Below are 22750 nucleotides of genomic sequence, written 5' to 3'. Positions count from 1 at the left end.
GAAGCATCTCTACCGCTTCGTTGGGTGCGCCGGAACAGCTATCAAGCAGCTCTTCTAAAGGCATTACATGAAGAAGAACCGAATAAGAGCCACGGTTTCCTTTATAGTGGAGCACTTGGCTGCTGAGAGCTATGATGCATTACAGGAACTTGACTATAGCCAGGAGTTACCATCTGGCTATATCAAGCACGCTGTTATAGAATACGGCGGTAGGGTGACCTTGGCTCCAACTGCTAGTGCATATAAAGTCGACGTAATTAGACACGCAGACATCACAGATAAAATCTTTGTCGATGTTCGCTTGTGGTTTGATGGTCAGGAAAGTGACATGTGGCTGCAGTGCGCCTTTCACACCGACAAAACGCTGAACGGACTTTACCGCTTCTCCATTACCGACTTGGACGTGCTATAAGCAATTGCGTTTCGCCTGACGTTCTAATCTTGCCAATATGTACGTCTACATCCTGACCAACCCTACCCAAACCGTCCTCTACATCGGTGTCACGAATGACCTTAAGCGCCGCTTGTATGAGCACAGCAGCGGGCGGGGCGACGCTGGGAAGTTCACCGGGCGGTATCAGGCGGACTTGCTGATATATTTTGAAGTCTGCCCCGATGCCACGCAGGCCATAGCGCGTGAAAAGCAGCTGAAAGGCTGGACCCGGCAGAAGAAAGTCGCGCTCATTGCCGCGTTTAATCCAACCTGGCAACCCATTGATTTGGAAACCTGGGCTGGCTGACCCCAACGAAGCGGTAGAGATGCTTCGACAAGCTCAGCATGACGTTCTGGATACGTCACCCATCAAAACCCCAACCGCCTTGAAAGCCTTCCTCTTCGACCTGAACGGGACCATGATTCACGACATGGACTACCACACCCGCGCCTGGCAGCGGCTCTTCAACGAGGAGCTGGGCGGGCAGTTTACCTACGAGCAGGTGAAGCCGCAGATGTACGGCAAAAACCAGGAGGTGCTGGTGCGCGTGTTCGGGCCGGAGCGGTTCAGCCAGGCCGAAATGGACCAGCTGGCTCGCCGCAAGGAGGAGCGGTACCAGGCCGAGTACCGGCCCCACCTGCAGCTGCTGCCGGGGCTGCTGGCGTTTCTGCGGGCGGCTAAGCAGCACGGCATTCCAGTGGCCATCGGCTCGGCGGCTATTCCCTTCAACATCGATTTCGTGCTCGACGGGCTCGATATCCGTCAGTACGTGCAGGCCGTGGTCAGCGCCGACGACGTGCAAGAGAGCAAGCCCCACCCCGAAACCTTCCTCAAAGCCGCCGCTGCGCTGGGCGTGGAGCCGCAGGACTGCGTGGTGTTTGAGGACGTGCCCAAGGGCGCCGAAGCGGCCCGCAACGCCGGTATGAGCTGCGTGGTGCTGACCACGACGCACCAGGAGGCCGAATTCAGCTACCTCGACAACGTGCTGCACTTCGCCGAAGACTTTCGCGACCCGTTTTTTCGGCAGCTGCTGTAGGCAAAGGCACTACTTTCGCGGAACGGCCGGCCGCTGGCAGCTGCTGGCTATCCGTTTTCATCCCCCGATCCTGTGATTCGCACCGTCATTTTCGACATGGACGGCGTGCTCGTTGATACCGAGCCGCTGCACCACGACGCCTTTTTTCGCCACTTCGCCGAGCTGGGCCTGCTGATTTCCGACACCGAGTACGCCACCTTTCTCGGCTCCTCGACCACCAACATGTACCAGCGCCTCAAACAGGAATACGGCCTGACCCAGGAGGTGCCCGAACTGGTGCGGCGCAAGCGGGAGCTGTTCGGCGTGGCCTTCGAGGCCAACACCACGCTGACCCTGCTGCCCGGTGCCCTCGACCTAGTGCTCGACCTGCACCGTGCCGGCGTGCCGCTGCAGCTGGCTTCCTCGGCCTCGCACGAAACCATCAACCGGGTGTTCACGCGCTTCGCGCTCTACCCGTACTTCGACAACATGGTGAGCGGGGAGGACTTTCCGCAGTCCAAGCCCAACCCGGCCATCTTCCTGCAGGCGGCCCAAATGGCCGGCGTAGTGCCCAAGCACTGCCTGGTCATCGAAGACTCGGCCAACGGGGTGACGGCGGCCAAGGCGGCAGGCATGTTCTGCATCGGCTACCGCAGCGAGCATTCCAGCGGCCAGGACCTGCACCACGCCGACTTCGTAGTGGCCGACCTCACGCAGCTGTCGGCCGCGCAGATTCAGGCGTTGGAGTAGGAGCGGAGCTGGGGCCCCATCGCCCGGCTTGGGCACCTAGCGCACGGCGTACACGCGCTGGATGCGGCGGCTTTGGCCCAGCTGCGCGGCCAGCTGGGTGGAGCCGGCAGGGTTCTGAATGACCTGGGCCAGGGTGGCGTTGAGCAGGCGGGCCGTGCGGCGGCACAGCGGCGTGCCCTGGCTCAGGTTGAGGCAGAGGGCGTCGAGGCGCTCCTCGCGCAGCAGCTCGTCCTTGTCGTTGTAGAAGCGCACGATGGTGTAGTCCTGGGTGGTAAGGTTGGTTTCCAGGTTCCAGTAGCCGCTTTTTGGGGCTTGCTGCGCGTGGGCGAGGGCCGGCATCAGCAGGCAGAAGCAGGCGGCAAGTAGGGGCGTTTTCATGGCGTTGGGGTAGGCTAGGGGTGAAATACGGGTTAGGGGCCAGCCGCTAACTGACGTAAAGATGGCCCGCCCCGACAGCCCGCGCCGGCCTATTCGCCCGGCGACGCCCGGGGCCGGAAATACGGTAACCGTTGGTCGATGAACCGCCGGTACTGCCGTTGGTCGATGAAGCATTGTTGTTGGTCTATAAATCAGATAACAAGCGGTTTACCCGCGGCAGAATCGGTATATTCAGCTGGGCTCAACGCAACCGGTGGATATGGCTCAGGCACTACAACAGACACTCTGGCAGACGCTGCGGCAGGCGCTGCGGACGGTAGAGGAGCGACGCGGCCTGCGCCACGGGCTGTTCTGGCTGGCCATTGGGCTGCTGGAGGCCGTGTTGCTGCGCTACAAGTGCGCGTTTGTCGACCACCTGAGCCTGGGCCTGCTTTTCGGGCTGCTGCTGGTGCTGACGACCTACGGGCCGGCCACCTACGCGCTGCTCTACGGGGTGCTGCCCGAGCTCTGGGCCGAGCAGCCCCGCTACGGCCGCCTGCTGCTCCGGGCGCTGGGCTGGCTGAGCGCGGCGGCGTTCCTCTCCTATGCCGTGTGGGTGAAGCTGCTGCTGCCCCTGCGGGTGGCGCTGGCCGTCGGCGGCCCGGATGAGTGGCTGGCCCTGTCGGCGGGCATGCACCTGCCCCTGCTGCTGACGGCCGGGGCCGGCGCCGGGCTGTGGGGCTACCGCCGCTGGCGCCGCAAGGAGCTGGCCAACGAGCAGCTGCAGCAGGAAAACTACCAGGCCGAGCTACAGCTGCTGCAGGCCCAGATTCACCCGCATTTTCTCTTCAACACCCTCAACAACCTCTACGCCCTCACGCTCCGGCAGTCGGAGGAGGCGCCGCGGGTGGTGGAGCGGCTGCGGGGGCTGCTGCACTTTGTGGTGGAGCAGGGCCACGCGCCGCTGGTGCGCCTGCCCGACGAGCTGGCCCTGCTGCGCAACTACGTCGCCCTGGAGCAGCTGCGCTACGGCCCGCGCCTGACGGTGGTGTTCGAGGCCCCCGCCATGCCGCCCCGGGCGGCCATTGCGCCCCTGCTGCTGCTGCCGCTGGTCGAAAACGCCTTCAAGCACGGCTCCGCCGAGCAACTGGGCGCCGCCCGCATCAGCATCCGGCTGGCCCTGGAGGCCGACTGCCTGACCTGCACCATCCATAACACGAAAAATGCCGATGCCCCCGCCGGGGCCGGCGGCATTGGCCTGCGCAACGTGCGCCAGCGCCTGCAGCTGCTCTACCCCGGCCAGCACCAGATAGCGGTGGAGGCACGGCCCGATACCTTTAGCGTGCAGCTGCGCCTGCGCCTGCGGGAGCTGGATGAGGCCGCGGCGCCGCGCCGGCGCCGGCGCGGGTCGATGACGGCGCGGCGCCGGCGGCCGGCCCTGGCCCGGCTGCTGGAAGGCGCGACCAGCCCGGTGCCGGCATGAGCACCTGGCTACGACACCGGGTCGTCCGGCACGGGCTGTTCTGGGCGGCCATGCTGGCCTTTTCCCTGATCATGCAGCTGCCCGCGCACTGGGGCAACGGCGCCCGGCTGTACGTGAGCGGCTTGTTTTTCAACCAGCTGCCGGCCTCCATGCTGGCCACGTACCCGCTGCTGTACTGGCTGCTGCCCCGGCTGATGCGGCAGCGCCAGTTCCTCGCGTTTCTGCCGCTGCTGGCCGCCTGGGTGGCCGCCTGCGCCCTGCTGACAATGCTGACGGTCCTCTGGTTTGATTTGGTGGTAACGCCGGTTCTGTTTCACGAACGGCCCCATTCGGCGTTTCACCGGGGCAGTTACTGGAGCCTGAACTACACCTTTTTCTTCACCATGCTGACGGCCGGCATTGCCGTGACGGTGAAAATTACCCGCCAGTGGGAAGCGCAGCGCCGCCAGCGCCAGCAGTTGTGGCAGCTGCGCCTGCGCACCGAGCTGCAGCTGCTGAAGGCCCAGCTGCAGCCGGCGTTCCTGTTCGGCACGCTCCGCTCCCTGCAGCGCCTCACGGCCGCGCAGGCGCCCGAGTCGCCGGGGGCGGTGCTGCACCTGGCCGAGCTGCTGCGCTACATGCTCTACGAAGGCCCCCACGACACCGTGCCGCTGGCCGACGAGGTGGCCATGATGCGGCGCTACGTGGCCCTGGAGCAGCTGCGGCTGGGCCACCGCGTGGAGGTGTCGCTCAACTTCAGCGGCGCGTTCGAGGACTACGCCATCGAGCCGCTGCTGCTGCTGCCCTTCCTGGAAAACGCGTTTCGGCACGGCACCGCCCCCGCCCTGGACTGCGCCTGGATCAGCATCGACCTGGTGGCGCGCAACCGGCAGCTCGTGCTCAAAGTCATCAACAGCCAGCTGCCCGATGCGGCGGGCTGGACGGAAGGCGCGGGCCTGCGCCGCGTGCGGCAGCGGCTGGAGCACCACTACGCCGGGCAGTACCGGCTGCAGGTGCTGCCCGAGCCCGATACCTTCCTGATCATCCTACAGCTGCCGCTCACGCCCCGGGCCCAGTCGGTTCCCGGCCGGCCCCAACCGACGGCCACCGCCGCTACGCTTCAACCGCAACTGCCATGAAACTCAAGTGCCTGTTGGTCGACGACGAGCCGCCGGCCCTGGACGTGCTGACCGCCTACGTGCGGGAAGTGCCCCACCTGGAGCTGGTGGGCACCTGCGAAAATGCCCTGCAGGCCTTTGCCGCCCTGCAGCAGCAGCCCGTCGACCTGCTCTTTCTCGACATCAAGATGCCCAAGATGCTGGGCACGGACTTCTTGCGCAGCCTGCCGCATCCGCCGCAGGTTATCTTCACCACGGCCTACCGCGAGTACGCCTACGAGGGCTTCGAACTCAGCGCGGTGGACTACCTGCTCAAGCCCGTGTCGCTGGAGCGGTTTCTGAAGGCCGTGGCCAAAGCCACCAAAACCGAGGCCCCGCCCGCGCCCGCCGAAACCCCGGCCGGGGCCAACCCCGACGCCTTTCTGTACTTCCGCATCGACCGGAAGATGGTGAAGGTGGTGCTGCGCGAGGTGCTGTACGTGGAGGGCCTGAAGGACTACGTGAAGATTCACTGCGCCGCGGGCCCGGCCCTGGTGGTCAAGCAAACCATCAACAGCATGGAGGAAAAGCTCTCGGCCAGCAACTTCCTGCGGGTGCACCGCTCCTTCATCGTGGCCCTCGACAAAGTGCGCACCTACAGCCCGAGCCACCTGGAAGTAGCCGGGCAGGAGGTGCCCATCGGGCGCATGTACCGGCAGCAGGTGGGCGGGGCGCTGAAGTAGGCCGCGCCGTGTCTGGAGCCTGGGCCGCTACTTGCAGCCGTCCTTGCGGCGCGTATCGATGACGTAGGCAATGCGCCAGCCCTGCGGCAGCTTCACCAGCTGAAAGGAGTTGTAGCCGCAGTGGCTGAACGTGGCGCCGGCGTAGAACTGGTAAGGCGTCCAGACGCTGGCCAGCTGGGCGTCGATGAGCACCCGCTCGAACGTGATGCGCTCATCCCAGACCTCCTTGTGCGGGGTGCCCACGGCTTTCAGCAGCTCCTGCGGGGTTTCGCTCATGATCTGCACGCTCCCGCCGCGAGTGCTGATGGTGCGCAGCACCACCGTGGGCGCCAAGGTGCTGCGCACCACGGCGCTGTCGCCCTGGCGCAGGCCCTCGAAAAAGCGGTTGACGGTGGCCTTCACGGCTTCGGTTTCGGCTGCGGCCGGCGCCGCGGTGGTGGTTTGGGCCACGGCGGGCGCGGCGGCCAGCAGCAGGCAGGGCAGAAGCAGGAGAAGGCGCATGGGAATAAGGAAGGAGTTGCGGGAGGCAAAGAAACCAGCGGCGGCCCGGCGTTGCACGACATCAGCCGGCCAGCGCAAAGCTGGTCAGGCGACGCACCGCAACCAGCGGGCCCTGGCGCACTATTTCAGCTGGGCGTCGGTCAATCGGCGCGGAATAAGTCAAGGCCGGTAGTATCTTTACCTCAGTAAGTTCCGCCACCTGCGCCCGTATTGCGGCCGCGCGGCGGGCGGCTGATTTCACCTCATTCCTTTTCTTATCGACTGCATGAATACCCGCTTTACGCGCCGCGGCCTGAGCCGCGGGCTGCTGCTGGCGCTGCTGGCCGCCGGGCCCGCCGTGGCGCAGGACGTTACCATTCCCGACGTGGAAGCCTGGTCGTTTACCGGCTTCAAATCGGCCGACGGGCAGCTCTACTACACCATGCGCCAGGAGCGCAACGTGTACGATTTGTTTCACCTGGAGCTCTACGGCCGTGACCTGAAAAAGCTCTCGACCACCGACGTGCGCCTGGGCCGCAACGGCAAGCTGCTCACCGCCCGCGCCGTGGGCGACAAAACGGTGTTCTGCTTCTACAACGGCAAGGACGGCACCCTGCTGCAGTTCAACGCCGCCGGCCAGAAAACCCAGGACATTCACGTGCCGCTGGCCGACGTGTTCGGCAGCATCACCGCCCTGGAGCCGGCCGGCACCGGCGGCGACTTTTACCTGGCCTACCCCATCGACGCCGACAAGAAGGGCTACTCCGTGGCCCGCTACGGCGCCGACTTTAAGCCCAAGTGGCAGAAGGACTTCGCCCCCGAAAAGGGCAAGTACCAGCTGCGCCGCTTCGCCGCCGACGACGCCCACGTCTACGCCATCGACGAGTACTCGAAAGCCGGCTGGGAAGTCGCCTGCCTCGACGGGGCCACCGGGGCCGAAAAAGCCCGCCCGGCCCTGCCCGCGGCGCCCAGCGAAGTGCTGCCCAACATTGCCCGCGTCGACAAGGCCGGGCGCCTGCTGCTGGCCGGGCCCTACGCCGACAAGTCGCCGCGCCCGGCCGTGTACACCGAAAAGCCCGATGCCCCGCCCCGCGGCGGCTTTTTCTCCATGGGCCTCTCGCCCGAGGGCAAGCAGGAATTTCTGACGACCACGCCCTACACCGAGGAGCTGGGTCAGCAGCTGAATTCGCGCTCCAGCGTGGCCGTCTTCACCGTGCGCAACTACCCCGGCATCAAGCTGCACGAAATCCTGGAAAAGCCCGGCGGCGGCTACCAGCTGGTGGGCGAAACCTACAAGAACTTCGGCTACAACGACGCCGACTACGAGCGGGCCGGCGGCATGAAGTCGGCCCCGGCGCCGGCCGCCAACAGCAACAGCAGCTTCGGCTCGATGGGCGGCTTCGGCATTGGCAACACCCGCAGCTACATCCTCGACTTCGTGGTGCTCGACCTCGACGCGCAGGGCAAGGTGCAAGCCATCCGCCGCATTCCAAAGCCCTACAAGCTCTACCAGAACCGCAGCGTGGGCGGCGGCCCCGAGGACTGGTCCCAGCGCACGATGTACAGCTACCGCTTCCTGGCGCCCGGCGCCACGCCCCGGCTGGTGTACCTGAACTGGCACCAGAACCTGCAGTACGTCAACTCCGTGGCCCTGACCGACAAGCGCGACGACCTGTTCTCCCGCCTCTACCTGGATCAGCCGGTGGTGCCCGCCGACAAGGACCGCGGCGAGCTGACGGTGCGCGAGTTTGAGCACGAAGTAGCCGCCCCCAACCAGGACCTGGCCTACGACGACGTGCTGCCCCACGCCCCGGGCAAGCTGCTCTACTCGCACTACGACAAAGCCGCCAAGACCCTGCGCCTGCAGGTGCTCGACGTGCCCGGCCTGAAGTAATTCCGCGTGTTTATTCCGTTTATTTCGATGACGACTTTCCCTAAGCGGCCCCTCGGCGGGCTGCTCACCCTGGCCCTGACGGCGGGCCTGCTGCTGCCCGGCCGCGCCCAGGCCCAGCAACAACTCTCCATCAAGGGCGTACCCGGCCAGCCGCAGCTGCTGCCCATCGAGGGCAAGGGCTACCTGGCCCTGTACCGCAGCGAAGCCGGCGAAGACGGCCACGACCTCTACGCCGTGCGCGTGCTCGACCCCGAGCTGAAGGTGAAGTACCAGTACGCCCTGCCGGTGCCGGTGGGCGCCGTGCCGCTGGCCACGCTGCCCGGCAAGGCCACCTACACGCTGGCCTTCCACAGCCGCGGCGGCGCCGGCCTGGCCCTGTACTCCTTCAACACGCAGACCGGCGCTCAGCTCGGCCGCGAGCTGGAGGCCCTGCCCGAGACCCGCCGCGCCCCCGCCGGCACCCCGCTGGTGGTGGGCACGCCCACCGACGGCGTGTGCCTGGTGCAGCCCTACCGCAACGACACCACCGGCTACGCCATCACCGTGCTCGACGCCAACCTGAAGCCGGAATGGTCGCAGATGTACTTCCCGAAGGATCTGCGCCAGCACGTGCCGCTGAAGGTGGCCGTGAGCAAGGACGTGATTACGCTGGTGCTGTCGGATACCTACGTGGTAAACCGCAACCTCAAAACCCAGCGCACCATCACCGATTTCGCGGTGCTCGGCATCGACCGCGCCAGCGGCCGGGTGCTCTACCGCACGCCCACCCGCCGCGACGGCCTGACCATGCTGCCCGAGCAGCTGCTGCCCCTGGCCGACGGCCGCGTGGCCACCACCGGGTTGTACTTCAACAGCCGCGCCACCCGCGTCGACAGCGCCCAGGGCGTGTTTCTGACCACCTACAAGCCCGACGGCTCGGCCGCCGCGCCGGTACTCACCAGCTGGGCCGACCTCGGCAAAAGCCTGAACGACCCCTCGCTGGGCCCGCGCGTCCAGTCGCGCCGCGGCTACCTGCCCCTGCACGAACTCCTCACCACCACCGGCAACGACGTGAAGCTGATCGGGGAGTACAGCACCTCGGTGCAGCCCGGCGGCGCCCTGCAGCCCGGCCCGTTCGTCGTGCTGAACTTCGACGCCACGGGCAAACCCGCCGGGATTTACCCGGTGGCGCGCACCTTCAAGGCCGGCAGCTCGGCCGATGAGCTGCGCTACAGCCACTACCGCCATGTGGTGGGCAAGCAGGCCGAGCCCTACCTGCTCTACACCGGTGTGGAAGGCCAGCAGGAGTACGCTTACGCCACGGTGCTGGCCAACGTGCCCACCCGCACGGCCGTGCGGGCCGCCTCGTCGCTGGAAAAGCTGCCCGACCCGCCCGCGCCGCCCCAGCCCACCAACGAGCTGCAGCAGGGCATCGATTTGTTTCGCAAGAACCTGAACACCACCGCCGAAGTCGTCAACAAGTTCGTGTACGGCGAGGCGCCGCCCCAGCCGGTGTACTTCCGCCAGGACCCGCTGACCGGCTTCGTGGCCGCCACGCCCGGCAAGGTGCTGCTCTACCGCTACGAGCCCGGCCGCAAGATGCTGCGCCTGCAAACGGTGGCGCTGCAGTAAACCCGTCCCGCGCTTGCCCAAACAAGGCCCCGGTGCCGACACCTTGTCGGCGCCGGGGCCTTTGCCGTGGCCGAAGCCGTACTTTCCGGCCGGCTAGTTCCCGCCGCCCGATGTCCGACCTGCTGATCCGCCCCGAAACGCCCGCCGATTTCCCCGCCGTAACTGCGCTGCTGCGCGCCGCCTTTGCCGGCCCCGGCGAGGCCCGGCTGGTGGAGCGGTTGCGCCAGGGCCCCGGCTACGCGCCCGCGCTGGCCCTGGTCGCCACGCTGGCCGGCGAAGTAGTGGGCCACATTCTGCTGACGCCCATCAGCATTGAGCCGGCGGCCGGTGGCTCGTCCACGCCCAGCCTGGCGCTGGCCCCGGTGGCCGTGCAGCCCGCGCAGCAGCGCCGGGGCATCGGGGCCGCGCTGGTGGAGGCGGGGCTGACGGCCGGCCGGGCCCGGGGCCACGGGTCGGTCATCCTGCTGGGCCACCCGGAGTATTACCCGCGCTTCGGCTTCGCCCCGGCCAGCTTGTGGGGCATCCGGGCCCCGTTCGAAGTGCCCGATGCCGCTTTTATGGCCCTGGAGCTGCGGCCCGGCGCGCTGGCCCGGGCGGCGGGCACGGTGCGCTACCCGGCGGCGTTTGCGCAGGGTTGAAACCGGTGCTGAAGCGGCCGCAACGGCAACTATCCGGCCCGCGAAGCTGTTACCAAGGCCCCGCACGCCGACGGCCGGCGCCGGGCGTTTTGCTACCTTCGCTTTTCCACGGCTCTACTGCTTCTGCCCCATGCGTACCAAGGACTTATTCGACTTCGGCCCGGTGTTCGGCTATTTCTTCCGCAAGAAGGACCCCAACCGCCACACCAATTTCAACCTGCGCACCATGCACACGATCAATAAGATATCGATGCTGATGTTTCTGGCCGGGTTGATTTACATGCTCTTCAAGTTCGTCATCCTGCGCTAACTGCCCTGCCGTTCGTCGCCCGTTATGAACATCGAAGAATTCCGCGACTACTGCCTCGCCAAGCCCGGCACCACCGAGGAAACGCCCTTCGGCCCCGATACGCTGGTGTTTAAGGTCGGCGGCAAAATCTACGCCCTGACCAGCATCGACGACTTCAGCAGCGTGAACCTGAAGTGTGACCCGGAGCGCGCCACCCAGCTGCGCGAGGAGCACGACTTCGTGCTGCCCGGCTACCACATGAACAAGAAGCACTGGAACACGGTGCTCATCGGCACCGGCGTCACCGGGCGCCAGCTGCGCGAGTACATCGACCACTCCTACGACCTGGTGCGCGCCTCCCTGCCCCGCGCCGTGCAGGCCGAGCTGGCCGAAGCCGAGCAGGAGTAGGCCCGCCGCCGAACCTTGTTGTAATCTACTTGGTTACAGCTGCCAAGCCAACCCCGTTCATCTTTCCCCTTCACTCATGCAGATCAGCAGCCGCTTTTCCGTTGCCGTGCACGTGCTGGCCCTGCTGGCCACGCACCGCCCCACCGACGGCCTGCTGACCTCGGAGCGCATGGCCGGCAGCGTCAACACCAACCCGGTGGTTATCCGGCGCATTCTGGGGCAGCTCAAGAAAGCCGGGCTGGTGGAAGTGCGCCCCGCCTCGGGCGGCACCTTCCTCTCGCGCCAGCCCGCCGCCATCAGCCTGCTCGACGTGTACCGGGCCACCGAGGTGGTGGAAGCCGGGCAGCTGTTCAGCATCCACGAGCAGCCCAATCCGGCCTGTCCGGTGGGCCGCAACATTCAGGCGGCGCTGAACGACACGCTGCAGCGGGCGCAGGCGGCGCTGGAGCAGCAACTGGCTACCGTCACCCTGCAGCAGGTCGCGCTGGACATTGTCGCGCGGACGGCGGTAGGGGTGGGTTAAATTTTTTTCTCAGTTATTGTAACAAATATGGTTACAATAGGTTGTTCCTTTGCATCACCAACTCAAATGACCGAACCCATGAACATTGCCCTCCTCGGCGCCACCGGCTTTGTCGGCTCGAACCTGCTGCGCGAAGCCCTGCAGCGCGGCCACCAGGTAACCGCCATCGTGCGCGACCCAAGCAAACTCCCCGAGCAGCCCGCCAACCTTACAGTAGTGCAGGGCGACGTAAACGAGCCCGCGCAGCTGGCTGCGCAGCTGAAAGGCCACGACCTGGTGCTCAACGCCTTCAACGCCGGCTGGACCAACCCCAACCTGTACGCCGATTCCCTGGCCGGCAACCGCGCCATCGAACAAGCCACCGAAGCCGCTGGCGTGCCGCGCCTCGTGGTCATCGGCGGGGCCGGCAGCCTCTACATCGGCGACGCGCAGCTGGTCGACGGCCCGCAGTTCCCGGCCGAGTACAAGCCCGGCGCCACCGCCGCCCGCGACTACCTGGGCGAATTGCGCGGCAATGAAACGCTCGACTGGACTTTCGTCAGCCCGGCCATCGAAATGCACCAGGGCATCGACACCGGCCGCACCGGCCAGTACCGCCTCGGCACCGAAAATCCGGTGTTCAACGAGCAGGGCCGCAGCATCCTTTCGGGCGAAGACCTGGCCGTGGCCGTACTCGACGAGGTAGAAAAGCACCAGTTCAGCCGCCAGCGCTTCACAGCGGCGTATTAACCTCACCCCCGGCCCCCTCTCCTTAGGGAGAGGGGGAGCCGAACGATTGTGTGAAATGAAAAGGGCCTCCGGTGTGCACCGGAGGCCCTTTTCATTGCCTTAGCATATGCTCAAAGTTGACGCCTGGCTCCCCCTCTCCCTAAGGAGAGGGGGCCGGGGGGTGAGGTTTACACCACCACGTTTACCATACGGCCGGGCACCACGATAACCTTCTTGGCGGGCTTGCCCTCGGCGAAGCGGGCCAGAATATCGGTGGCACGCACGGCCTCCTCGATTTCGGCGGCGGTGGCGGAGGCGGCAAACGTCATCTGCTCGCGCACCTTGCCGTTGATGGCCACCGGGTAGTTCACTGAGTCTTCGACCAGGAATTTCTCCTCGAACTCGGGGAAAGGGGCGGTGCTGAGCGAGCCGGCCGCATGGCCCAGCTGCTCCCACAACTCTTCCGCCAGGTGCGGGGCGTAGGGCGAGATGAGCACCGTCAGCGGCTCCAGGATGGCGCGCTTGTGGGTGTTCAGCGCCGACAGCTCGTTCACGCAGATCATGAAGGTGCTGACGGAGGTGTTGAACGAGAACCGCTCGATGTCCTCCTGTGCCTTCCGAATGGCCTTGTGCAGGGCCTTCAACTCGGCCGGCGTGGCGGGCTCGTCGGTCACGGCCCAGTCGCGGTCCTCGGGGAAGTACAAGCGCCAGAGCTTCTTGAGGAAGCCCGAGACGCCGGTCATGCCCTGGGTGTTCCACGGCTTGAACTGCTCCAGCGGCCCAAGGAACATTTCGTGCAGGCGCAGCGCGTCGGCCCCGTACCGCTCGGTCAGCGTGTCGGGGCTCACCACGTTGTACTTCGACTTCGACATCTTCTCGATTTCGACCCCGCAGACGTAGGTGCCGTTGTCTTCGAGGATGAATTCGGCATTGGCGAAGTCGTCCCGCCACTTCTTGAACGCTTCCACGTCGAGAACATCGTCTTCCACGATGTTCACGTCCACGTGCAGGGCGGTAGTGTCGTAGTCCTTGCGCTTGGAGGCCGTCACGAAGGTGTTGGTACCGTTGAGGCGGTACACGAAGTTCGAGCGGCCCAGGATCATGCCCTGGTTGATGAGCTTCTGGAAGGGCTCCTCGGTCGTGACCAGACCCAGGTCCTTCAAGAACAGGTGCCAGAAGCGGGAGTAGAGCAGGTGGCCGGTGGCGTGCTCGGCGCCGCCCATGTACAGGTCCACGTTCTGCCAGTACCGCTCGGCTTCTTCGCCCACGAACCGGTCCTCGTTTTTGGGGTCCATGTAGCGCAGGTAGTACCACGAGGAGCCGGCCCAGCCGGGCATGGTGCTCAGCTCGAACTCAAACTCGTTGCGGTAGCGCCAGTCCTGGGCGCGGCCCAGCGGCGGCTCGCCGGTTTCGGTGGGCTTGTACTCGTCGATTTCGGGCAGCACCAGCGGCAAATCCTGCTCGGCCACGCCGAAGGCCAACCCGTCGCGGTAGTACACCGGAATCGGCTCCCCCCAGTAGCGCTGCCGGCCGAAAATGGCGTCGCGCAGGCGGTAGTTGATTTTGCCCTTGCCGATCTGCTTTTCCTCCAAACGCTTGATGACTTCCTGGATGGCGGGCTTCACGTCGAGGCCGTTGAGGAAGTCGGAGTTTATCACCCGGCCTTCCTTGGCCACGTAGGCCTCGCCGGCGGCTTCGTCATAGCCTTCCACCACCGGCACGATGGGTAGGCTGAAGTGCCTGGCAAAGGCGTAGTCGCGGGTGTCGTGGGCGGGCACGGCCATGACCACGCCGGTACCGTAGCCGGCCAGCACGTAGTCGGCCACCCAGATGGGCAGCTGCTCGTCGCTGAACGGGTGCCGGGCGTAGGCGCCGGTGAATTCGCCGGTGATGGTCTTCACGTCGGCCATCCGGTCGCGCTCCGAGCGGTTTTTGGCGTACTCCACGTACTTGGTTACCGCCTCGCGCTGCGCCGCCGTGGTCAGCACGTCAAGCAGCTCCGATTCGGGCGCCACGGCCAGGTACGACACGCCGAACAGCGTATCGGGGCGGGTGGTAAACACGGTCAGCGGCAGCTCGGGGTGGTTTTCGACCTCGAAGCGCACCTCGGCGCCCACCGAGCGGCCAATCCAGTTGCGCTGCATTTCCTTGACCGCGTCGGGCCAGTCGAGGTGGTCGAGGCCGTCGAGCAGACGCTGGGCGTAGGCGGTGATGCGCAGGTTCCACTGGGGCATCAGGCGGCGCTCCACCGGAAAGCCCCCGCGCTCCGACACGCCGTCCTTCACTTCGTCGTTCGACAAGACCGTGCCCAGGCCGGCGCACCAGTTCACGTAGGTTTCCGACTGGTAGGCGAGGCGGTAGGGGTGCACGGCGGCAATTTTCTGGGCCTCCGTCATCATCTGCCACTGGCCCGCGGAGAAGTCGTGCACTTCCTCTTCGTCACACACGGCGCGCACGCCCTTCGAGCCCTCGGCGGCAAACTTGTCCTGCAGAGTCCGAATCGACTCAGCCTTATTGGTATCGAGGTTGTACCACGAGTTGAACAGCTTCAGGAAAATCCACTGCGTCCACTTGTAGTAGTCGGGGTTGGAGGTGCGGATTTCGCGCGACCAGTCGTAGCTGAAGCCCAGGGCCGAGAGCTGCTCGATGTAGCGGGCAATGTTTTCGCGGGTGGTCTTCTCGGGGTGCTGCCCGGTCTGGATGGCGTACTGCTCGGCGGGCAGGCCGAAGGAGTCGAAACCCATGGGGTGCAGCACGTTGAAGCCGCGGTGGCGCTTGTAGCGCGACACGATATCGGAGGCAATGTAGCCCAGCGGGTGACCCACGTGCAGCCCGGCCCCGGAGGGGTAGGGAAACATGTCGAGCACGTAGTACTTGGGCTTGTCGGAGTGGTTCTGGGCGCGGAACGTCTGGTTCTGGTGCCAGAACTGCTGCCATTTCTTCTCTATCTCCTGCGGTCGGTAGCCGGGCATAGCGTCGTCGGAATCAAAGCGGTTGAGCCGGCGAAAATACGCGGAAATGGCGGCAAGCCGGCTTCCGGCCGGAAAATCGGGCGTGGCCCGGTTTCGTTGCTGCCTATTCGGGCTGGTCGAGCACCGCCGCAAACGCAGCGAGGCAGCGCTGGTACTCGGCGCGGTTAAACGCGAAGGCCGGAATCAGCGGCAGCCACTGCATTTCGCGGCAGCAGTCTGCGGGGTCCGGACTGGTGGTGGCATCCCAGCCGATTCGGGTCCAGCGGACAATTTCCTCTTCTATGACTACCTCGGCGGCAACGACGGTGCAGCTCAGGTCCAGGTCGTCGGGGCACATGAGCAGCTTCACGCAGTTGTTGCTGTGCAGCGTGGCCCGTTCCCACACCCCCTGTCGCTCGTCTGGCCGGTCGAGCCAGCTTAGCAGCGTAGTCACCAGGCCCTGGTAATTGTCTTCGGGATAGTATTGGTGCAGCAGCTCGTCCAGCGGCTGCCCGTCGATGAACAGGTGCAAGTGCGGTTGGGCGGCGTAGAGTGTCTGGTGCGGAGTGGCTGCAATAGTATTCATGCCACTGCTCTAGGACTCGCTCCAGTGCTGGGCCAGCTGCACCAGGGCCACCGCGTCGCGCACGGAGCCGCGGTAGAGCACGTCGGGGTGGAGCAGGTGGCCGGTCGACAGCTCCACTTCCCGGGTGGCGTCGAAGGGCACGAACATGCGCAGGGCGCCGGTGGCCGTGAGGTGGACGTAAAGGTGGCCTTCGGCGTAACGCGGCGCGGCGGTGATGGAACGGGCGGATATGAATCCGGCCTGGGCCAGCTCATCGGGAGTCATAACGGAAAACAAAATGGTATACCCGGAATACAGTGCTATCTAATGTGAATTTACTGCCAATATCGTTAGGGCCATCGGCCGGCGTCCGGAAAATAGCTGCGACTACTACGTAGCCGCAGCGCGCAACGGATTGCCGTTTCCGGCTTATACAGGCTCAAGTGTGCTCCTAAGCTCGACCGGATTCCGTACTAATAACCGGCTAAAACCCGTAGAAATGCGGTTTGGCGCGCCCGCGGGATGTCGCACCTTTGTCGTGAGCAGGCTGCCCGTCAAATGCGGCAACATGGCGCGACTTCAGGTGTGGGGTCGTGCCGTGACGGGGGGCCTGCTCTTTTTTTTTGTCCCTAGCTCAGCGGCAGCGGGTTGCGCCCGTCCCAGAGCCCCTCGGTGCGCTGCACCGCAAAGCGGGCAAATAGCTCCTCCGAATACCAGCCTTCCTGCCGGGTGCGGCGCACCACGTCGCGGTGCCGGCCCTCGTGCTGCGCGCCGTACGCGTACTGCTGCATCTGCCGCCCCGATTCCCACAGGCTGAACGTGGCCTGGCGCACAATCGGCAGCTCACCCAGGCCGATGGCGGCCAGCAGCCCCGGCGCCGCGGCCACCGTGCGGCTCACCGGGGGCACGGCCCGCCAGAAGCTCCACGCCCGCAGCGGCCGGATGCTGGCCCGCGTGAGCACGGCCACGGGAGCATCGGGCGCGGCAGATGCGGCCGACGCGCCAAACGGGGCAAGGCCGTCCCAGAGGCCGTGGGCCTGCAGGGGCGCGAGGTAAGCCGTCCAGAGTTCCTGACTGCGCTGCTGATAGGCCTGCCAGACGGGGTCTTGAGCGAAAAACGCCTGCGCCGCCGCCTCATCGGCCCAGCTGGCCATAAAGCCGTAGCGCTGAAAATTGGGCCGCAGGCCGAAATCGAAGCCCGAGCCGAGCAGCTTGTGGAAGCCCAGGCCCGGCACCCGGCGCAGCTGCGCGGGCACGGTGCCCATGCGGGCCAGGGCCCAGCGGCGGGCCGCGGGCCGAACGGTGATGATGGAGAGCGTGGCGACGGACAAGGGCAACAGAAACGAAAAGAAGTGGGGCAAGGCCACAAAAAACGGGACGGAATGGCTTCCGTCCCGCTCAACAATCGGTGCAAGGCCGAAAATAGCCGTTAGCGGGCCTTCACCTGCGCGTGCTGGTTCACGTCGTCGTCCTTGCTTTTCTCGCCCGTCACCACGGCGCGGGCGTAGGCGTAGGCCTGGGTGAGGATGGAGCTGGGCGAATCCCAGTACTCTGCCTTGTCGATGACGATTTTCAGGATGCGGATGCTCGGGTCTTCCTTGCCTTTGGGAAACCAGGCGCGCATCGGCTCCGACCACAGCTCGCTGATCTTGGCCTGGTCGTGGTACACCGAGGCATGGCCCGTCACGGAGGCGTACACGTTGTCGTCAGGGTTGGAGTAGCTCAGGTTTACGCTGTCGTCGCGGCGTACTTCAAACACCTTGGCCGAGTCGGCGTCGGTGAAGAAGAGCAACGAGCCGTCGTGCTCGGGCTTGATGGTGTACATCGGGCGCGAGTGGAGCTGGTGCTGCTCGTCGGCGGTGGTGAGCATGGCAATGCGCACGTCCTTGATTTTCTCGAACAGCTTGGAGAGGTCGTGCGTCACGGGCGTTTTCTCGGACATGGGGCGGGTGTTTTGGTGTGGAATCAAGGAGAAATAACTACCCCGGCTTACGGGCCGGAGCGGTGCGGGGTTCAGCCCCCATAACCATTGGTGTGAAAACATTGTAGTTATCCGCCGGGGCCCGTTCCCGGCCGCTCCACCCGCCGCCCCGCTGTGAATTTTCTCGCCCACCTCGTCCTTTCCGGCCCCCACGACGACGACCGGCTCTTCGGCAACTTCGCCGCCGAAGCCGTGCGCGGCCGCGCGGCCGTGGCCGCCTTCGCGCCCGCCGTGCAGCGCGGCATCCGCCTGCACCGCCTCATCGACAGCTTCACCGACGCCCACCCCGTGGTGCGCCGCAGCACCGCCCGCCTGCGCGCCGCCGGCCTGGGCAAGTGGGCCGGCGTGGTGGCCGACGTGGGCTACGACCACCTGCTGGCCCGCGACTTCCAGCGCTACCACTACGACCCGCAGGAGCCGCTGCCGGCCTTTGCCCAGCGCATGTACGCCCTGCTGCACCAGCGCCGCCACGAGCTGCCCGAGCGCCTGCGCCACATGCTGCCGTACATGCAAGAGGGCGACTGGCTGACGGGCTACGCGTATCCCGAAGGGCTGAAACGCGCGCTGCAGGGCTTGAGCCGCCGGGTGCCGGGCGCCGCAGTGCTGGCTACCGGCGGGCCGGCGTTTCTGGCCGAGCTGGCGGCCTATCAGACGGATTTCGAGGCGTTCTGGCCGGAGCTGCGGATGGCGGTGGAAGCGTCTGCGTAGCTGCCCGCCGCAGCCGGGGCGTTTTCGGCTGGCCAGTCGGCCAGGGACGCCTGCGCCGCTCCGGCCGCCGTTTGGCCGCCGATAATACTTCCGGGCTTATAATCAATTAACGATATATTGCCCCGCTTGAGCGCGGCCTTTCCGCACCTGCCCCGGGCAACCCCTCACTTTATCAACCACCGCAATGGAATCCCTCAATTCTATTCTCGCAGAACTGCGCGGCAACCGCTCGGCGCTCTTCTCCTTTTTCAGCATGATGCCGAAAGGCGGCGACTTGCACCACCATTACTCCGGCTCGATCTACGCGGAAAGCTACATCGCCTACGTAATCGAGAAGAACTATTATATCAATACGGAAACGCTGGAAGTCGTCAAGGAACTGCCGACGCCGGTGGCCGCTACGCTGCCGGAGTGGCAACGCTTTTCCAAGCTGGAGAACCTGGAGCAGGTGAAGCTGCGGATGCTGCGGAAGTGGTCGGACAAGGACTTTACCAAAGGCGTTGAATCAAACGATGAGCACTTCTTCGCTACGTTTCCCAGCTTCTCGGTGGCCAGCAAGGAAAACTACGTGGAAGGGCTGATTGAGCTCAAGAAACGGGCGCTGAACCAGCGCATCAGCTACATCGAGACCATCTTCATCAGCCTGGACCTGAAAACCATCACGGTGCCCAACGAGGCCCAGTATGATCAGGTAATGCTGTACTGCCAGCGGCTGGAAAATAAAGCTCTGCTGACCAGCGTGCTGGATGAATTAGTTGAACGCCACGAATTTGATATTCAGAAGGTGGCGGACAAGCACAACGAAATGGTGAAGCAGCTGCATACCGTCAGCAAGATGGATGACGCCAGCTTCATCATGCGCTACCAGAACTACGCGGCCCGGTTCCGCCAGCCGACCGACATGTTTATTGAGCTGCTGGCGTGCTTTTACTCCGCCGCGCAAAGCCCGCTTATTGTCGGCGTAAACATTGTGGCCGCGGAGAACGGGGAGGTAGCCATGCGTGACTACTGGCTGCATATGCAGTTTTACGCCTACCTGGAAGCGAAGTACAAAGGCGTGCAGTACGCCATTCACGCCGGGGAACTTACCACGGGCATGGTGCAGCCCGAGAAACTAGGGCGGCACATCCGCGACGCCATTACCATTGCCAAGCCCACCCGCATTGGCCACGCCGTGGATATTATCTACGACAACGAGTTTACCAGCACCATCGAACTGCTGAAAGAAAAAGATGTAGTTATTGAGATAAACCTATCGAGTAATGAGTTCATTCTGGGCGTGGCGAATGATATGCACCCCGTTGAGCTGTACTACAAAAACGGCATTCCCATCGTCATCTGCACCGATGATGAAGGCGTGCTGCGCTCAAGCATTACCGAGCAATACGTGATTTTGGCCCACCGTTATAAATTCACGTATGACCAGATTAAAGAGCTGGTTATTAACTCAATCAGGCGCTCCTTTATTAAAGAAGATACTATTAAAGATCAGCTGGAGGATTCAGTCAAAAAAGGGTTCGTGGATTTTGAACAAAAGATTATCAACCACTATATGGCCCTGGTGTTTGAGGCACCCGCTAACCCACAGCTGACGGCCGCTTTTACCGAAAAGGCGGTCAATGGCAATGGCGCAAACCGGCCTAAGCTGAAGCTGACAAATTTCGCCCTCTAAATCCACCAGCCTCCGCTGCCAAGCTGCAAAAAACCAGTTTCTAACGCGGATTTACGACCGGCGCGGCCGCCAAGACGCACCCTTGCGCCTTGGCGGCCGCGCCGGTTGGGGGTTGTCATTCACCGAGACGACGCAGGGGGCGTCCCTGCGCGCCTGATACGCCGTTCGTAGATTCGCTGTAACGCAGAACCGGCCCTGAGTGGGCCGGTTCTGTGGTTTTAACGAGGGCATTGTTTAGGGCAGCGAGGGGCGCAACGGCCGCTCGGGGCGCGTTAGCCCAAAGCCGGCGTGCGTCTGAATGGGCTGAACAACTGCTGCCGCCCGGCTCCTGGTTGGCGTGCGGCTGCCGGCCCGCTACTTGGCCGGCACGTAGGTAATGGCCGGGGCGTTGGGGGCCTGGCCCAGCAATACCAGCCGGTCGGCGGTCAGCTCCACCACCTTGATTTTCCGCTCCCCGCCTTCCTGATCCACCACGGTAAGCGTACGGCTTTCCTCGTCGAGCTGCCAGCGCAGCTTGTGGCCGGCTATCATCAGCTTGGTTTTGACGATGCCGTCGGGCCGGAAGTCATAGCGGGCCGATTCCATGACGCGGCGCACGGCGTCGGGGTTTTTCTCCAGCATTTCGGCCTTGTCGCCCGATTGGGCCCGCACCCGGGCGGTGATTACCCGGGCAGCGTCATCGAGCGAAGCCGGTGCGATGCGCCACTGGCGCAGCAGCAGCTTTTGCAGCTGCACGTAGCTGACCTGCACCTCGCCAATCAGGTAGCTCTGCTCGGCCAGGCTGACTTCGGCGCCAAGCTGCCCCGCCGGCACCGTCACGGGCTGGAAGCCCAGGTGCGAAAACGTCAGGGGCGTCTCGGCGGCGGGCACCGTCAGCGAAAACCGCCCGGCCTTGTCGGTAACGACGGCCCCGGGCTGGCCTTCCACCCGCACGGTTACTTCGGGCAGGGGCTCCTTGGTGGTTTGGGCCACCACGCGGCCGCTGATGGTGCGCTGGGCAAAGGCCGTGGTGGTAAGCAGGACGAGCAGCAGAAAGCAAAGAATTCTAGGCATGCGAGGAGCGAATAGAGAGGATGAAGTTGAGTGACCAAGAAAGCAGGCCGCGGCCAGTTGAGAGGGAGAGGACGATACCGCCCAATTGGTTGCGCCAGCCGGCTGCCGCAAGAGCAAACCCGGTATGCGCCCCCAGCGCCGGCTACTTGGGCCTCAGCGCAGCGCCTGAACCGCTTCGTGTAGGAAGTAGGAGAAGACGACGACCAGCAACACGCCCGTGTACAACGGGGAGTCTGAATCGGCGTCCAGCAGCCGCGCCTCCGGCTCAACCTGCTCGGGGCGGCGGGGGTGGTACCAGAGCGCTATTTCCTCGCCCTCGGCGTACTGAAAATACACGGTGTCCGGCACGTTGAGGACGGCGTGGTGGCGCGTGCCCGGCTCGGTACGGTACGCCACTTCCAGGCGAAGCTGCGGCGGCCGGGCCAATGGCCGCCGCACCACCCGCCGGATGGTTGCGGTGACCGGCTTGCCGTGGCGGCGCAGCGCCCGGCCCCGAAACCACTGGTAAATCTGATACAGGCCGAAGCCGATTCCGCCCACGGCTGTGGCTCCGACGGCTGAGTAGTTAGTAGGCATCCGCAGTTTAAAAGTCACCATGCTTCACCAAGGCCCCGTTGTGCGCCTTGGGCCAGGGGCGGGCACGGTGCTGGGGGGCAGCGGCGAAAAATAAAAAAAACGGGGCTGTAAGGCCCCGTTTTTAGTTTTAACCAGCCATACAGCTTAGTGGTGGTGGCCACCTTCGCCGTGCACGTGGCCGTGGTCCAGCTCTTCCTTGGTCGCGTCGCGCACGTCCACCACCTGCCCGTCGAAGTGCATGGTCATGCCGGCCAGCGGGTGGTTGAAGTCCATTTTCACGGTGTCGTTGCCGACGTACACCACCTTGCCCTGCAGGTGGTTGCCGTGGTTGTCCGACATGGGCAGGTAGTTGCCGATCTGCAGCATCTCCGCGTCGGTCTGGCCGTCGACCTCGAATACCTGCTTGGGCAGGTCCACCAGCGCGTCCTGGTCGTATTCGCCGTAGCCCTGCTCGGGCGAGAGGGTGAAGCTGAACGAGTCGCCGGGCTGCTTGCCCTGCAGCTGCTGCTCGAACTCCTCGGGCAGGCCGCTCATGCCGAACAGAAACACCATGGGCGAATCGGCTTCGGCCTTTTCCACGAGCTGTTTGGCTTGCTCGTCGTTGGTTACGCTCAGGTCGTAGGTCAGCGTCACGACCTTTTGATCTGCAATCTGCATGGGTTCGGGGGGAGGAATAAGGAAAACAATGGCAAGTAAGGGAAAATAACGCGCCGGGCGCCGCTTTGTTCGGGCTGAGGGCAGATTTGTAACGGTGCCGGTGGCTGACGGCAACGCCCCGTAGTCACTGCGAGCGAAGCGCGGCCATCCGTCCTCCAGGAGCACCGCCGCTACGCCA

At 64.7% G+C, this 22750-nt stretch carries 26 protein-coding genes; 16 read left to right on the top strand and 10 right to left on the bottom strand.

The genetic code is table 11. The annotated features are described in order from the left end of the window. The first annotated feature begins 67 nt into the window (after positions 1-67). The 4 genes from DLM85_RS04910 (at position 68) to DLM85_RS04895 (ending at position 2199) form a co-directional block, all read left to right on the top strand. On the top strand, positions 68-412 hold the full coding sequence (locus DLM85_RS04910; RefSeq protein ID WP_111476924.1) for a DUF7668 domain-containing protein: 345 nt from the start codon (positions 68-70) through the stop codon (positions 410-412). A 37-nt stretch (positions 413-449) separates the two neighbouring features. Next, positions 450-740, top strand: a complete 291-nt coding sequence (locus DLM85_RS04905) for a GIY-YIG nuclease family protein (protein ID WP_111476923.1) — start codon at positions 450-452, stop codon at positions 738-740. A gap of 79 nt (positions 741-819) precedes the next feature. Further along, positions 820-1470 (top strand): HAD family hydrolase, encoded by a 651-nt coding sequence (locus tag DLM85_RS04900; RefSeq protein ID WP_243635864.1) that lies wholly within the window; start codon positions 820-822, stop codon positions 1468-1470. Between the two features lie 72 nt (positions 1471-1542). After that, on the top strand, positions 1543-2199 hold the full coding sequence (locus tag DLM85_RS04895; protein ID WP_111476921.1) for an HAD family hydrolase: 657 nt from the start codon (positions 1543-1545) through the stop codon (positions 2197-2199). Between the two features lie 36 nt (positions 2200-2235). Here DLM85_RS04895 and DLM85_RS04890 read toward each other — a convergent pair whose 3' ends face one another. After that, the gene (locus DLM85_RS04890; RefSeq protein ID WP_111476920.1) at positions 2236-2577 is read right to left on the bottom strand and encodes a hypothetical protein; all 342 of its coding nucleotides are present in this window, start codon (positions 2575-2577) and stop codon (positions 2236-2238) included. A 259-nt stretch (positions 2578-2836) separates the two neighbouring features. On the opposite strand from DLM85_RS04890, the gene DLM85_RS04885 reads away from it, so the two are divergent. Genes DLM85_RS04885 through DLM85_RS04875 form a run of 3 tightly spaced genes read left to right on the top strand, consistent with a single transcriptional unit; the run spans position 2837 to position 5858 of the window. Further along, positions 2837-4039, top strand: a complete 1203-nt coding sequence (locus DLM85_RS04885) for a sensor histidine kinase (protein ID WP_111476919.1) — start codon at positions 2837-2839, stop codon at positions 4037-4039. Further along, positions 4036-5157, top strand: a complete 1122-nt coding sequence (locus DLM85_RS04880; protein WP_111476918.1) for a sensor histidine kinase — start codon at positions 4036-4038, stop codon at positions 5155-5157. The genes DLM85_RS04885 and DLM85_RS04880 overlap by 4 nt, the downstream gene beginning before the upstream one ends. Beyond that, complete coding sequence (locus DLM85_RS04875) at positions 5154-5858, top strand: LytR/AlgR family response regulator transcription factor (protein WP_111476917.1); 705 nt, start codon at positions 5154-5156, stop codon at positions 5856-5858. The genes DLM85_RS04880 and DLM85_RS04875 overlap by 4 nt, the downstream gene beginning before the upstream one ends. Positions 5859-5885: 27 nt before the next feature. Here the strand turns inward: DLM85_RS04875 and DLM85_RS04870 are convergent, their stop codons facing one another. After that, positions 5886-6359 carry a nuclear transport factor 2 family protein gene (locus tag DLM85_RS04870; protein ID WP_111476916.1) on the bottom strand — a complete coding sequence of 158 codons (474 nt, stop codon included), beginning with the start codon at positions 6357-6359 and terminating at the stop codon, positions 5886-5888. Between the two features lie 265 nt (positions 6360-6624). Here DLM85_RS04870 and DLM85_RS04865 point away from each other — a divergent pair, with 265 nt between their 5' ends. The 7 genes from DLM85_RS04865 to DLM85_RS04835 all read left to right on the top strand — a co-directional run bounded on the left by DLM85_RS04865 (position 6625) and on the right by DLM85_RS04835 (position 12430). Then, positions 6625-8232, top strand: a complete 1608-nt coding sequence (locus DLM85_RS04865; protein WP_111476915.1) for a hypothetical protein — start codon at positions 6625-6627, stop codon at positions 8230-8232. A gap of 27 nt (positions 8233-8259) precedes the next feature. Further along, positions 8260-9843: a DUF6770 family protein gene (locus DLM85_RS24950; protein WP_133256905.1), complete on the top strand. Its 1584-nt coding sequence runs from the start codon at positions 8260-8262 to the stop codon at positions 9841-9843. A gap of 110 nt (positions 9844-9953) precedes the next feature. Further along, positions 9954-10481 carry a GNAT family N-acetyltransferase gene (locus DLM85_RS04855; RefSeq protein ID WP_111476914.1) on the top strand — a complete coding sequence of 176 codons (528 nt, stop codon included), beginning with the start codon at positions 9954-9956 and terminating at the stop codon, positions 10479-10481. Positions 10482-10611: 130 nt separating this feature from the next. Continuing rightward, a complete protein-coding gene (locus tag DLM85_RS04850; RefSeq protein ID WP_111476913.1) occupies positions 10612-10791 on the top strand; it encodes a DUF6728 family protein in 180 nt (59 codons plus the stop codon). 24 nt (positions 10792-10815) lie between these two features. Beyond that, complete coding sequence (locus DLM85_RS04845) at positions 10816-11178, top strand: MmcQ/YjbR family DNA-binding protein (protein ID WP_111476912.1); 363 nt, start codon at positions 10816-10818, stop codon at positions 11176-11178. 76 nt (positions 11179-11254) lie between these two features. After that, positions 11255-11701, top strand: a complete 447-nt coding sequence (locus DLM85_RS04840) for an Rrf2 family transcriptional regulator (protein ID WP_111476911.1) — start codon at positions 11255-11257, stop codon at positions 11699-11701. Between the two features lie 78 nt (positions 11702-11779). Continuing rightward, the gene (locus tag DLM85_RS04835) at positions 11780-12430 is read left to right on the top strand and encodes an NAD(P)-dependent oxidoreductase (protein WP_111477507.1); all 651 of its coding nucleotides are present in this window, start codon (positions 11780-11782) and stop codon (positions 12428-12430) included. A 167-nt stretch (positions 12431-12597) separates the two neighbouring features. On the opposite strand, the gene leuS is transcribed toward DLM85_RS04835, so the two are convergent. The 5 genes from leuS to DLM85_RS04810 form a co-directional block, all read right to left on the bottom strand. Further along, on the bottom strand, positions 12598-15381 hold the full coding sequence (gene leuS, locus DLM85_RS04830; protein ID WP_111476910.1) for a leucine--tRNA ligase: 2784 nt from the start codon (positions 15379-15381) through the stop codon (positions 12598-12600). 103 nt (positions 15382-15484) lie between these two features. After that, the gene (locus DLM85_RS25710) at positions 15485-15946 is read right to left on the bottom strand and encodes a hypothetical protein (RefSeq protein ID WP_207890954.1); all 462 of its coding nucleotides are present in this window, start codon (positions 15944-15946) and stop codon (positions 15485-15487) included. 9 nt (positions 15947-15955) lie between these two features. Continuing rightward, positions 15956-16210, bottom strand: coding sequence for a hypothetical protein (locus DLM85_RS04820; RefSeq protein ID WP_111476909.1), 255 nt, complete (start codon positions 16208-16210; stop codon positions 15956-15958). Positions 16211-16554: 344 nt separating this feature from the next. Further along, positions 16555-17262 carry a spheroidene monooxygenase gene (locus tag DLM85_RS04815; protein WP_243635863.1) on the bottom strand — a complete coding sequence of 236 codons (708 nt, stop codon included), beginning with the start codon at positions 17260-17262 and terminating at the stop codon, positions 16555-16557. A gap of 92 nt (positions 17263-17354) precedes the next feature. Further along, entirely contained in the window at positions 17355-17867 is a 513-nt protein-coding gene (locus DLM85_RS04810) for a pyridoxamine 5'-phosphate oxidase family protein (RefSeq protein ID WP_111476908.1), read from the bottom strand. Between the two features lie 153 nt (positions 17868-18020). Here DLM85_RS04810 and DLM85_RS04805 point away from each other — a divergent pair, with 153 nt between their 5' ends. Together DLM85_RS04805 and DLM85_RS04800 are read left to right on the top strand one after the other, a co-directional pair. Next, positions 18021-18614, top strand: coding sequence for an acyl carrier protein phosphodiesterase (locus DLM85_RS04805; RefSeq protein WP_111476907.1), 594 nt, complete (start codon positions 18021-18023; stop codon positions 18612-18614). Positions 18615-18798: 184 nt separating this feature from the next. Further along, positions 18799-20286 (top strand): amidohydrolase family protein, encoded by a 1488-nt coding sequence (locus DLM85_RS04800; RefSeq protein ID WP_111476906.1) that lies wholly within the window; start codon positions 18799-18801, stop codon positions 20284-20286. Between the two features lie 354 nt (positions 20287-20640). On the opposite strand, the gene DLM85_RS04795 is transcribed toward DLM85_RS04800, so the two are convergent. From DLM85_RS04795 to DLM85_RS04785, 3 genes are all read right to left on the bottom strand, one after another. After that, positions 20641-21339, bottom strand: a complete 699-nt coding sequence (locus tag DLM85_RS04795) for a carboxypeptidase-like regulatory domain-containing protein (RefSeq protein WP_111476905.1) — start codon at positions 21337-21339, stop codon at positions 20641-20643. 153 nt (positions 21340-21492) lie between these two features. Beyond that, positions 21493-21915 carry a DUF3592 domain-containing protein gene (locus DLM85_RS04790; protein ID WP_165822008.1) on the bottom strand — a complete coding sequence of 141 codons (423 nt, stop codon included), beginning with the start codon at positions 21913-21915 and terminating at the stop codon, positions 21493-21495. A gap of 144 nt (positions 21916-22059) precedes the next feature. Beyond that, complete coding sequence (locus DLM85_RS04785) at positions 22060-22572, bottom strand: FKBP-type peptidyl-prolyl cis-trans isomerase (RefSeq protein WP_111476903.1); 513 nt, start codon at positions 22570-22572, stop codon at positions 22060-22062. Positions 22573-22750: the final 178 nt, after the last annotated feature.

The sequence above is a fragment of the Hymenobacter edaphi genome, from assembly GCF_003258365.1.
Classification (GTDB): Bacteria; Bacteroidota; Bacteroidia; order Cytophagales; family Hymenobacteraceae; genus Solirubrum; species Solirubrum edaphi.
This window is presented reverse-complemented; position numbering and strand designations above follow the sequence as displayed.

Bases quoted from the DNA above. Each gene is read 5' to 3' on its own strand.
- DLM85_RS04910 (WP_111476924.1), top strand. From the start codon at position 68: ATGAAGAAGAACCGAATAAGAGCCACGGTTTCCTTTATAGTGGAGCAC.
- DLM85_RS04905 (WP_111476923.1), top strand. From the start codon at position 450: ATGTACGTCTACATCCTGACCAACCCTACCCAAACCGTCCTCTACATC.
- DLM85_RS04890 (WP_111476920.1), bottom strand. From the start codon at position 2,577: ATGAAAACGCCCCTACTTGCCGCCTGCTTCTGCCTGCTGATGCCGGCC.
- DLM85_RS04885 (WP_111476919.1), top strand. From the start codon at position 2,837: ATGGCTCAGGCACTACAACAGACACTCTGGCAGACGCTGCGGCAGGCG.
- DLM85_RS04880 (WP_111476918.1), top strand. From the start codon at position 4,036: ATGAGCACCTGGCTACGACACCGGGTCGTCCGGCACGGGCTGTTCTGG.
- DLM85_RS04875 (WP_111476917.1), top strand. From the start codon at position 5,154: ATGAAACTCAAGTGCCTGTTGGTCGACGACGAGCCGCCGGCCCTGGAC.
- DLM85_RS04870 (WP_111476916.1), bottom strand. From the start codon at position 6,359: ATGCGCCTTCTCCTGCTTCTGCCCTGCCTGCTGCTGGCCGCCGCGCCC.
- DLM85_RS04865 (WP_111476915.1), top strand. From the start codon at position 6,625: ATGAATACCCGCTTTACGCGCCGCGGCCTGAGCCGCGGGCTGCTGCTG.
- DLM85_RS24950 (WP_133256905.1), top strand. From the start codon at position 8,260: ATGACGACTTTCCCTAAGCGGCCCCTCGGCGGGCTGCTCACCCTGGCC.
- DLM85_RS04855 (WP_111476914.1), top strand. From the start codon at position 9,954: ATGTCCGACCTGCTGATCCGCCCCGAAACGCCCGCCGATTTCCCCGCC.
- DLM85_RS04850 (WP_111476913.1), top strand. From the start codon at position 10,612: ATGCGTACCAAGGACTTATTCGACTTCGGCCCGGTGTTCGGCTATTTC.
- DLM85_RS04845 (WP_111476912.1), top strand. From the start codon at position 10,816: ATGAACATCGAAGAATTCCGCGACTACTGCCTCGCCAAGCCCGGCACC.
- DLM85_RS04840 (WP_111476911.1), top strand. From the start codon at position 11,255: ATGCAGATCAGCAGCCGCTTTTCCGTTGCCGTGCACGTGCTGGCCCTG.
- DLM85_RS04835 (WP_111477507.1), top strand. From the start codon at position 11,780: ATGAACATTGCCCTCCTCGGCGCCACCGGCTTTGTCGGCTCGAACCTG.
- leuS (WP_111476910.1), bottom strand. From the start codon at position 15,381: ATGCCCGGCTACCGACCGCAGGAGATAGAGAAGAAATGGCAGCAGTTC.
- DLM85_RS25710 (WP_207890954.1), bottom strand. From the start codon at position 15,946: ATGAATACTATTGCAGCCACTCCGCACCAGACACTCTACGCCGCCCAA.
- DLM85_RS04820 (WP_111476909.1), bottom strand. From the start codon at position 16,210: ATGACTCCCGATGAGCTGGCCCAGGCCGGATTCATATCCGCCCGTTCC.
- DLM85_RS04810 (WP_111476908.1), bottom strand. From the start codon at position 17,867: ATGTCCGAGAAAACGCCCGTGACGCACGACCTCTCCAAGCTGTTCGAG.
- DLM85_RS04800 (WP_111476906.1), top strand. From the start codon at position 18,799: ATGGAATCCCTCAATTCTATTCTCGCAGAACTGCGCGGCAACCGCTCG.
- DLM85_RS04795 (WP_111476905.1), bottom strand. From the start codon at position 21,339: ATGCCTAGAATTCTTTGCTTTCTGCTGCTCGTCCTGCTTACCACCACG.
- DLM85_RS04790 (WP_165822008.1), bottom strand. From the start codon at position 21,915: ATGCCTACTAACTACTCAGCCGTCGGAGCCACAGCCGTGGGCGGAATC.
- DLM85_RS04785 (WP_111476903.1), bottom strand. From the start codon at position 22,572: ATGCAGATTGCAGATCAAAAGGTCGTGACGCTGACCTACGACCTGAGC.